The sequence below is a fragment of the Streptomyces himastatinicus ATCC 53653 genome, assembly GCF_000158915.1.
GTDB classification, from domain to species: Bacteria; Actinomycetota; Actinomycetes; order Streptomycetales; family Streptomycetaceae; genus Streptomyces; species Streptomyces himastatinicus.
In genome coordinates this window covers 4,377,530-4,388,078 of sequence record NZ_GG657754.1, presented here as the reverse complement: position 1 = coordinate 4,388,078, position 10,549 = coordinate 4,377,530, and the positions used below count along the sequence as shown (strand labels likewise).

The following is a 10,549-nucleotide window of genomic DNA, read 5'->3' as shown; positions in this document are numbered from 1 at the left end:
TGTCCTGGCTGTCCTGGTTGTCCTGGCTCATGCGTTTCCCCTGTCCCCCTGTGTCAGACGCCCGTCATGGGCCGGATGGCGTTGGCGCGGTCCACGAGCGCCCCCAGTGCCTCCGGGCTGTCCGCCTGCCGGGCCAGCCGGCGCAGCACCGCTTCGAGCCGCGACCGCACCGACAGCTCGTCGTCCCCCTCGCCGAACAGCAGCCCGGGATCGGCCGGTTCGCCCGCCGCTCCCCGGCGCAGCGTCCCGTCCAGCGCGGCCTCCAGCACCTCCGCGGTGAGCCGGTCCCGGGCCTGGCCCTGGGCGCGCCCGTCGTCCAGGTACAGCCGCGGCAGCCGGGTCAGCACCTCCACCAGGTCCTCGCCGGTGGGCCGGTCCTCCTCGCCGAGCCGCCCCGCGAGGACCCGTACGGTCGCGATGCGGGCGGCGTCGTAGTGGCGCGACACCTTCGGCACCCCGTCGAGGACGGCGGCCGCCCCGCCCCGGTCCCCGGCGGCCAGCCGCAGCCGGGCCAGGCCGAAGGCGGCGCTGCCCTGGGAGCGGTTGCGCTCCCACACCGCCTCGTAGAACCGCTTGGCGGCGTCGTGGTCGCCCAGGTGCTCGGCGCAGTAGCCCAGCGCCAGCTTGGGCGCGTACTCGCCGGGCAGCGCACTGTACACCTCGTCGAACGCGCGCCGCGCCTCGGCCACCGCGGCGCCCGCGAGCCGCAGCAGGGCGCGGTGCCAGGCGGGCCGCCAGTCGTACGGGGCGCCACTGCCGATGATCTCCTCGGCGGCCGTCAGCTCGGCGGCCGCGCGGTCCCGCATCCCCAGGTCCAGATAGGCGCGGCAGGTACGGAAGCGGATCTCGGCCGAGGGGTACGGGAACGCGCCCAGCTGCTCGATCAGCCGCCGCGAGCCGCTGTCGGTCGGGGTGTTGAGTAGGGCCGCGCCCGGGTCCGCCGCGTCCGGGAACGGCACCGGCAGGCCCGGCGGCACCTGCTCCGGGGACGGCAGCCCGTGCGCGAGGGCCCGGCGCGGATCGCCGTCCAGCCAGTGTTCGAGCCCCGGGATCCGGCCGAGCCCCGCGTCCAGCAGGGCGGCGGTCGGGGCGAACAGCGTGGACGGCGCGGGCTGTTCCTCCCGCAGCCGCAGCGCGTGGATCTCCCGCAGCACGCCCCACAGCTGCTCGGACATCTCGCCCGCCGACCCGAACCGCCGCCGCGGATCGTGCGCCGTGGCGCGGGCCAGCACCCGCCGGTACGACTCGGCGCCCAGCCCCGGCGGCGCCTGCTCGGGCCGCCCGGCCTTGTCGGACAGCGACCGCAGGGTCGTGCCGACGCCGTACAGGTCATGGCGCTCGGTGAGCGGGCCGCCCCGCAGCGACTCGGGGGAGGCGAACCCCTCGGTGATGACGGGCGGATCGCCGCCGTGGCGCCCCAGCCGCCGGACCGCGCCCAGGTCGATCACCTTGACCCGGCTCTCGTAGTGCATCACGTTGCTCGGCTTGAGGTCGCAGTACAGCAGCCGCTCCGCGTGCAGATAGCCGACCGCGCGCAGCACCAGGCAGCCGTACGCCAGGATGTGCTCGTACAGCCGGGGCCCGTCGTACGGCGGCATGGCGTCCGCGATGCAGTCCCGTATCTGGGCGAGCGTCATGCCGCCGACGAACTCCATCACGATGTAGCCGGTGAGCCGGTCGCTGCCGGTGCCGCCGGTGGGTTCTTCGGGCTGGGTGACGTAGTTGATGATGCGGACGATTTCGGGGTGGTCGAGCATCGTCAGATAGCGGCGCTCCTCGACCGCCGCCCGCAGCGCCGCCTCGTCCTCGTTGTTGATCAGGCCCTTGATGGCGACGGGTTGCCGGTCGAGCTGGGTGTCCTCGGCGAGATAGACCCAGCCGAGTCCGCCGTACGCGACACAGCCGATCACCTTGTACTGGTCGCCCAGCAGATCCCCGGGGCGCAGCCGCGGGGTGAAGTCGAACGGATGGCGGCAGCGGGGACAGAACCCCGCCGACAGCGCGGGCTCCCCGTTGTAGGGCGCGCCCACGGTCTCCTCGCACCCGGGCCGACCACAGATCTGGCCGCGGGACGGTGGCCGCGGATCGTCGAGCACGAGGTCGGTGAGGGAGGGCAGCTCGACCCGCGGCAGATCCAACAACCCGTCCCCGGCAGCCCCGAGGCTGAACTTCCGCGCCGCGTCCCGACGCCGCGCCCGATCGGTGGCGGTGGTGGCCCCGGACCCCAGACTGCCGGTGCGAGTGCCGTTGGCGTTGGCTTTGGCGGGGCTGGGGCCGGAGCCGGGGTCTGTGCCGGAGCCGGGGCCACGAACCGGTGGCATGCCGGTGGCCGCGCCGGAGCCTGCGTTGGGTCCGGTGGCGGTGCCGGGGCCCGCGCCGGGCCCTGCGCCGGTGCCGGTGGCGGGGGCCGGGGCTGCGTGCCCGTCGGGCTGCGCGCCGGTGTGGGTTCCTGCGCCCGTGGCGGTGCCGGGGCCCGGGTCCGGGCCTCTGCCGGGCTGTGGGCTCGTGCCGGGTGCGGCTGGACCCGGGCTCTGGGCCGGGACCGGGGCGCCGCCCGGGGCCCGGCCCGGGGCAGTCGGTCGGGGTCTGCGGCCGCACTCCGTGCAGAAGCCGCGGGGGTTGATCCGGCCGGTGCCGTCGCCGGGGCAATCCGGGCGGGTGCACGTCGTGCTCGGTGGCGTCATGGCGTCTCCCCTTCCGGCGAGGCGCCCGGCGCCGCGTGCACGGCCCGGACGATGCGGTCGACGGCGCGGTTTGGGCCTGTGCCGGGTCGTGCGCCCGTGGCGGGTTCGGCGGGAGTGCCGGGCGCGGCTGGGTCTGGGTCGTCAGCGTGGCCCGGGGGTGTGCTCGGGCCCTGGGCGATGGGGCTGCGGCCGCATTCGGTGCGGAAGCTTCGGGGGTTGATCCGGGCGGTGCCTTCGCCGGGGCAGTCCGTGCGGGTGCATGCCGCGGTCGGTGGCGTCATGACGCGCCCCCTTCCAGGGGCAGGTGCACGGCCCGGACGAAGCGGTCGGCGGAGCGGGCTGGGCGTGTGCCGGGCCGTGCGCCGGTGGCCGGGCCGAGTCCCGTGCCCGGGGCATGTCTGCGGGCGCACTCCGGGCAGAAGCCTCGGGGGTTGATCCGGCCGCCGCCGGGGGAGTCCGCGCTCGGTGGCGTCATGGTGCCTCCGGGGGCAGGTGCACGGCTCGGACGAAGCGGTCGACGGCGCGGCGCGCCGCCGCCACGTCGCAGGGGACCGCGGTCAGTTCGCGGTGGGCGGCGCGCTGGAGCGGGAACAGCTCCCGGCGCTCCGAGGCGGCCTTCGCCCCGAGCAGCGCGGCGTACGCGTTCAGCAGGCCCTTCAGCTCCTTGACCTCGTCGCGCTGGGCGTCGGCCGTGCGCAGCGCGGTCTCGGCCCGCTCCCGTACGGCCCGGACCGCGTGCTCGAACGCGGCCAGCTTGGCGACGATGTGGTGGGTGCGCAGTTCGGGGTCGCCGCGCAGCCGGGTCAGGTTGATGCGCAGCGCCGGGGCCTCGGCCGGGTCGGACGCGGCGCGCGCCCCGGCCGCGGTGGCCTCCTGTTCCAGGCCGGTGGCCTCCGCGACCCGGTCGGCCAGTTCGTCCAGCCAGGCGTCGATCCGCTCCGGGTCGGGGCGGAACAGCCGCTCGGCCAGCCGCAGTCCGGCCGCGTGCGGATCGCGGAAGACCAGCATCAGCCGGGCGCCCTGGTCGGCGAGGAGCTTCATGAAGTGCAGCAGCGCCTCCGGTTCGCTCGCCCGGTCGAGCCCGACGGCCACGACGGTCAGCGGGACGGCGTTGGCCCGGATCCGGCTGAGCGGGGAGGTGTCGCCGGGCGAGCGCAGGTCCATCCGGTCGGCGACCCGGCGGGCCACCTCGGTTTCGGTGCGGCCGGTGACGTCGATGGCCAGGTCGACGCTGCCCAGCGGCGGCACGGTGCCGTGCGGCGCGGCGGACACCGCCTCGTCGTCACCGCCGCCGGACAGCTCGCGGTCGGCGAGGGTCACGGCGCGGCTGAGCGCCTCGTAGCGGCCGCTGTCGTCGTGCGCGATGACGACGGTCTCCACGTCCGCGACGCCCGCGCGCCGCCCGGCCAGGGACTCGCGGCGCAGCCACAGGGCGAGCCGCTGCGCGAACGGGATGTCCAGGACATTACGGTCGCCGCCGGTCAGCCGGGAGACGAGCCGGGCGTCGACGACCCGGTCGCCGCCCACGAAGCGGTGGACGAGCGGGAGGTGACGCAGGATCGTTTCGATGTGGATCATGTTCGACCGCAGGCGGCGCTCGTCGGCGGGGATGTCGGCGGCGTCGTCGTAGCGGTTGACGATCATCCCGATGACATGGCCGGTCTTCACGTCCTCCACTCCGGCGCCGCTGCATCCGCGGCGCACCACGTCCCCGGGGGAGTCCGGGATCAGCTCCAGCCACTCCGCGCGCGGGCCGACGGTCCCGGCGATCTTCGCGTAGAACCAGGTGCCGTCGTCGTTGTGACGCGGGAAGCCCAGGTTCCGGACCTGCCCCAGCGGCTCGGGCGACAGCCGGTACAGGGGTGCGGCGTGCTCGGCGGGCTGCGGCCGGTCCAGGGTCAGCAGCGCGATGTCACCGCATCCGTCGGCGCGCCGGGGAACCCAGCAACCCGCGGCGACGCGCGCGGTCACGGGGGCGGCGTCGGGCACCTGCACCAGGTCGACGAGGACCTGTGACGCGGGGACCGGGCGCCCGTCGTCCGGGATGACATGGGCGCACGTCAGCACGGTGTCGCCGCCCAGAAGGATTCCGGCGCCCAGGATCTCCCCGGTCATGCCGCGGATGCGTACCCGCCAAAACCCCCCGGCGGTGGACTCATTGACGGGAATGCCGATGTCCGCCCCCATGCGGCAAGAGGATACGCCCGCCAGGGGCGGAAGTGACCCCTTCGTCCGATGGGTCACGGGAAAGGGTGAGTGCCCGGCGAAAGGCCGGGCCGCGCGCCCCCGCGCGGTCCCCGAGGGCCGGGCGCAGGGGCCGCGGGGACCCGTGGCGGTCGCACGCCCCGCCATTCGAGTGATGCGGCGTCACACTTCTTGTGGACGGACTCATTCCGATGGATTACTGAAAACGTGCGGTACGGCCTCCGTCGGGATTCCCGACGAACCAGGCCCCGCACCCTCGCCGGTCCCGGGCGCCAGGCGTGCCGAGCGAGGGGGCCGGGCGGGCGTCCCCAACGACCCGGCCGGCGCACATCGCATTCTCCTGCGAGCGCGAGCGGGTCCGTCCCGCCCGGCCCGTCCCTCCCATCCCTTCCCTTTCCGTCCGCTGAGCCGCCTTGGGATTCCGGGCCCGCTCAGTCTTCAGCAGGGAGAAATCGCCATGCCCATCTCTCCTGACCAGGGGTCGACCGGCGGCGGCACCACAGTCACCATCACCGGTACGAACCTTGCCAACGCCTCGGCCGTGAAGTTCGGCAGCAAGAACGCCACCATCACCGCCAACACGCCCACCTCGGTCACGGTGATCTCGCCGTCCGGCACGGGTGCGGTCCCCGTGACCGTGACCACGCCGGGCGGCACCAGCAACCCGCTGACGTTCTTCTACGTCGGCGCCCCCTTCAAGTCCGGCCTGAGCGCCTCGTCCGGGCCGCTCGCGGGCGGCAACACGATCACCATCACCGGCACCGGTCTGTCGACCGCCACGGCCGTGGCCTTCGGCGCCAACAGCGCCACGCCGACCATCGTCTCCGACAGCGTGATCACCGTCGCCGTGCCCGCGGGCGCCGCGGCCGGGTCCGTCGGAGTCACCGTCACCACCGCGGGCGGCAGCAACAACGGCCTGTCCTACACCTATGTGGACGCGCCCACCGTCACCACCTTCACCCCCACCTCCGGCCCGGCCTCCGGCGGCACCGCGGTGACCATCAACGGCACCAACCTGGACACCACGCAGTCCGTCACCTTCGGTGGCATCGCGGCGCCGTTCAGCGTCGTCAACGCCACCACCGTGTCCGCGGTCTCGCCGCCCACGGCGGACGGACAGCCCGGCCCCGCCGACGTCACCGTCACCAACCCGGCGGGCAGCGCGACCGCTGCGACCCAGTTCCAGTACCTCGCGTCGCCCGGTATCTGATCACCCCCTGGGACGTTCCGCCGGAAGGAGCAGCACCTTGAGCACCCCTCAGGCCGCAGGCCCGGAGACAGGTTCCATGGCAACCGCCGCGCCCGCGGTCACGGCGGCGTCCCCTCCGGTGATCAGTTCCGTCAGTCCCGCCTCCGGAGCACCCGGGGGCGGGACCGTCGTGACCATCATGGGGAGCAACTTCAACCAGGCGACGGCGGTCCGGTTCGGCACCACCCTCGCCCCGGCCTTCACCGTCGTGTCCGCCAACCAGATCACCGCCACCTCCCCGGCGGGCTCCGGCACCGTCCTGATCACGGTGACCGGTCCGGGCGGCACGAGCAACGGCGTCACCTTCAGCTACGCCTCCGCCTCCGCCCCCGTGCTGAGCGGCGTCTCGCCCGTGCAGGGCCCGACCGCCGGGGGCACCACCGTGACGCTGACCGGCAGCGGTCTCGGCGGGGCCACGGCGGTGCGCTTCGGTTCTGTGAACGCGTCGTCGTTCACGGTGGTGTCGCCGTCGCAGATCACGGCGGTGGCGCCGCCCGGGAGTGCTGGTCCGGTGCAGGTCACGGTGACGGGTCCGGCGGGTAGAAAGGAAGCAATGGTGTCCACCTATACGTTATGTGGCCAGTCCGGTGCTGAGCCGTGTTCTCGCCGAACCAGGGTCCCGGCCGCTGGTGCATCTCGGTGGACGCTGACGGGCAGCGGTTTCAAGCGGCGTGACGGCGGTTCCGCTTCGGGTTCTGTGAACGCGTCGTCGTTCACGGTGGTGTCGTCGACGCAGATCACGGCAGTGGCGCCGCCCGGGAGTGCCGGTCCCGGTGCAGGTCACGGTGACCGGTCCGGGCGGTACGAGCAACGGCGTCACCTACACCTACGCGGCGGGCCCGGTGCTCAGCGCGGTCTCGCCGAGTCAGGGCCCGGTGAGCGGCGGCAATACGGTGACGCTGACCGGCAGCGGGTTCACCGGGGCCACGGCCGTGCAGTTCGGCCCGACGCCCGCGGTGTCATTCACCGTGGGGTCGGCCACGCAGATCACCGCGGTGGCGCCGCCCGGGAGTGCCGGTCCGGTGCAGGTGACGGTGACCGGTCCCGGCGGTACGAGCAACGGCATCACGTACTTCTACGTCGGCCTCCCCACCCTCAGCGCCGTCAGCCCCAGCCAGGGCCCGGCCTCCGGCGGCACGGCCGTCACTCTCACGGGGACGAACCTGCTCGGCGCGACGGCCGTCAAGTTCGGCACCGTCGACGCCACGTCCTTCACGGTCGTCTCCGCCATCCAGATCAACGCGGTGGCGCCGCCGGGAAGCGCCGGAACGGTGCAGGTCACGGTGATCACGCCGGGCGGCACCAGCAACGGCGTCCCCTACACCTATGCCGCCGTTCCCGTCCTCACCAGCGCGGTCCCCGGCCAGGGCCCGCTGGGCGGCGGCAACACGGTCACCCTGTTCGGCACCGGCCTGACCACGACGAGCGCGGTCCATTTCGGCTCCACGCTCGCCGCGTTCACGGTCGTGTCGGACACCTGGGTGACGGCGACCGCCCCGGCTGGGTCGGCCGGGGCGGCAACGTTACCGTGACGACGGAAGGCGGTTTTTAGCAACACCGTGTCCTACACCCGCGTCTCCGGGCCCGACATCTAGCGGACGGTGGCGCTGCCGGGGAGCGGCCGGTCGCCGGACGGGCGGGACAGCCACACCCCCTCGCCCCGCGACAGCCCCGGCAGCGCGTGCTCGAACGCGTGCACCGACCGCACCGGGATCTCCCCCGTGAGCAGCCACCCCGCCCCACCGCCCGCGCTCTCCGCCAGGTCCGCCCCGACCGCGGCGAGCCGGGCGGTGACGGGTGCGAGCACATCGGACGGAATCTCCAGCTCGAAGGCGTGATACGGCTCGTACACCCGCCACCCCGCCCGCTCCAGCGCCTGCCACAGCACCCCCGGGGTGACGCCCCGGAAGTCGGCCGCGGTGCTGACCGGGGCGTTGAAGCCCGAACGGATCAGAGTGACCCGGCAGTCCGTGACCGCGCGCCCGCGCGGGCCCTGACGCAGCGTGTCGTGCACGGTCTGCTCGATGGCGGTGTGGAACGCCCGCGGCAGGGCGCCCAGTTCGGTCTCGTAGCCGAAACCGACCCCGGACCCGGTCGCGGCGGGCTCGACGCGCAGCCCGACCGTCGCCCACGGCCCGGTATGGCCGCGCCGGGCCATCTCGTGGCACGCCTCCCCGACCCCCGCGGGGCGCTCCACCAGGACCGGGCGGCTCGGCTCGAAGTCGGCCTCGATGCCGTAGTCCTGGGCGAGCGTCGCCGCGATGATCTGCTTCTGGACCTCGCCGTACAGCAGCACCGACGTGGCGCCGCCGGGCATCGCCCGGGCGGTGATCAGCGGATCCTGGTCGGCGAGGGCGAGCAGCGCGGTGTGCAGCCGGGCGGCGGCCGCGGGGCCGGGTTCGCGGGCGTGGACGAGGGTGTGGAGGGTGGGCGCGGCGAAGTGGCGTTGTTCGTCGTCGTGGAACTCCCCGAGCCGGTCGCCGACGCGGACCTCGGGCAGCCCCTTGATCCGCGCGATCTCCCCGGCGGCCAGCGTCCGCGCCCTGGCCCGGCCCACCACCTCCAGCGCGGTGATCTGCCCGCTGTGCCCGGCGCCGTGCCGGTCGCCGGGCCGGTGCAGGGTGAGGTGCTGCCGTACGGTCAGTTCGCCTGAGAACAGCCGCAGATACGCGGTCTTCGTGGCGGAGCCCGCCGCCCGCTCGACCGCGAAGACGGTTCCCCGGGGTTCGGTACCGCCGTCCCCGGCCCGGCTGGGCGGGACGTACCGTACGACGCCCTCGACGAGGGCCGCGACGCCCTCCCCGCTCAGCGCCGAACCGAAGTACACCGGGTGCACCCGACCCTCCGCCGTCCCCGCGGCCAGCGCCGCGCGCACCTCGGCGGGGGAGGGGAGCGGGCCGTCCACGAGCCGGGCGAGGAGCGCGTCGTCGGTCTCGGCCAGCACCTCGGCGACCTCTGTGCGTACGCCGACGTCGTCCAGGGACCGCGGCCGGGTGCGCGCGGCCCGGGTGCCCAGGTCCCGTACGTCCGTCATGGGCACGATGTGCGGCGCCAGCAGCCGCCGGATGTCCGTCAGCAGCTCCGCGTGCCGGGCACCGGCCCGGTCGATCTTGTTGACGAAGAGCAGCACCGGCAGCCGCAACCGCCTCAGCGCCTTCATCAGCACCCGAGCTGCCGCCTGGGCGCCCTCGACCGCGGACAGCACGAGCACGGCCCCGTCCAGCACGCCGAGCGCCCGCTCGACCTCGGCGATGAAGTCGGAGTGGCCGGGGGTATCGATCAGATTGACCTGGGTGTTGCCCGCGCGGAAGGAGGCGACGGCCGACCGCACGGTGATGCCGCGCTCCCGCTCGATGGCGCCCGTATCGGTCTGGGTGTCCCCGGCGTCGACGCTGCCGAGGCGGTCGATGACGCCCGCGTCGAACAGCAGCCGCTCGGTGAGGCTGGTCTTACCGGCGTCGACATGGGCGAGTACGCCGATGTTGATGGTGTGGTGCATGCGTGGTGATGTCCTCGAAGACGGTCGTCCGGTGGGGGCGCTGAGTCGTTCCGAGGAATCGGCGCATCGCATGCTCCTGTGCTGTCGGCGGAATGTCGCGGACATCCTGAGCGCGGCGGCGGGCCCAAGGCAACCGATTTACGCGCCGCCCGCCCCCTGGCAGAAAGCGCTGTCATACCTCTCGACAACTCCCCCTCCGCACCCGACGCTTCACACCACGGGGGCCCCAAGCGGCAGAAGGGACACATGGTGCGACGAAGAACGCTCCTCACCGCAGCAAGCGCAACCCTGCTCGGCACCGCACTGACCACCGGCACGGCCCACGCCGACGAAGCCGTCACCGTCGATCCGGGCACCGACCACGGGGGCTGGGAGGGCTGGGGCACCTCGCTCGCCTGGTGGGCCAACCTCTTCGGGCAGCGGGACGACTTCGCCGACCTCTTCTTCACCACCCGTAATACGTCGTACGCCGGGACCACCCTTCCCGGGCTCGGCCTGAACATCGCCCGCTACAACGTCGGCGGCTGCGCCTGGACCAGCGTGAACGGCCAGTCCATGGCCGTCTCGCCCAACATCCCCCGGTTCAAGCAGATCGAGGGCTTCTGGCACGACTGGTCGAGTGAGGACCCGGCCTCCGCCGCCTGGCGCTGGACCTCCGACGCGACCCAGCGCGCGGCGCTCACCAAGGCCGTCCAGCGTGGCGCCGTCACCGAGCTGTTCTCCAACGCGCCCATGTGGTGGATGTGCCTCAACCACAACCCGTCCGGCGCCGCGGACGGCGGCAACAACCTCCAGTCCTGGAACTACCGGCAGTTCGCCGTCTACCTCGCCACCACCGCCCGCTACGCCCAGGACCACTGGGGCGTCCGCTTCGCCACCGTCGAGCCGTTCAACGAACCTTCCTCCACCTGG

6 protein-coding genes and 1 pseudogene are annotated in these 10,549 nt (G+C 73.8%); 4 read left to right on the top strand and 3 right to left on the bottom strand.

What is annotated here, in order from left to right:
• Positions 1–53: 53 nt before the first annotated feature.
• Positions 54–2,138 carry a serine/threonine-protein kinase gene (locus tag SSOG_RS18100; RefSeq protein WP_425385420.1) on the bottom strand — a complete coding sequence of 695 codons (2,085 nt, stop codon included), beginning with the start codon at positions 2,136–2,138 and terminating at the stop codon, positions 54–56.
• Positions 2,139–3,155: 1,017 nt separating this feature from the next.
• Positions 3,156–4,871, bottom strand: a complete 1,716-nt coding sequence (locus SSOG_RS18095; protein ID WP_039937991.1) for a S1 family peptidase — start codon at positions 4,869–4,871, stop codon at positions 3,156–3,158.
• 475 nt (positions 4,872–5,346) lie between these two features.
• Between SSOG_RS18095 and SSOG_RS18090 the strand changes: the two genes are divergently transcribed.
• The 3 genes and pseudogenes from SSOG_RS18090 (at position 5,347) to SSOG_RS18085 (ending at position 7,670) form a co-directional block, all read left to right on the top strand.
• Positions 5,347–6,099 carry an IPT/TIG domain-containing protein gene (locus SSOG_RS18090; RefSeq protein ID WP_009715692.1) on the top strand — a complete coding sequence of 251 codons (753 nt, stop codon included), beginning with the start codon at positions 5,347–5,349 and terminating at the stop codon, positions 6,097–6,099.
• 76 nt (positions 6,100–6,175) lie between these two features.
• A pseudogene (locus SSOG_RS48570) lies at positions 6,176–6,616 on the top strand (IPT/TIG domain-containing protein); the annotation flags it as partial.
• 295 nt (positions 6,617–6,911) lie between these two features.
• The gene (locus tag SSOG_RS18085; protein WP_245606321.1) at positions 6,912–7,670 is read left to right on the top strand and encodes an IPT/TIG domain-containing protein; all 759 of its coding nucleotides are present in this window, start codon (positions 6,912–6,914) and stop codon (positions 7,668–7,670) included.
• 59 nt (positions 7,671–7,729) lie between these two features.
• Here the strand turns inward: SSOG_RS18085 and otr(A) are convergent, their stop codons facing one another.
• A complete protein-coding gene (otr(A), locus tag SSOG_RS18080; protein WP_009715689.1) occupies positions 7,730–9,637 on the bottom strand; it encodes a tetracycline resistance ribosomal protection protein Otr(A) in 1,908 nt (635 codons plus the stop codon).
• Between the two features lie 246 nt (positions 9,638–9,883).
• Between otr(A) and SSOG_RS18075 the strand changes: the two genes are divergently transcribed.
• Positions 9,884–10,549 (top strand): glycoside hydrolase (locus SSOG_RS18075; protein WP_039937988.1); only part of this gene is annotated, 666 nt, incomplete at its 3' end.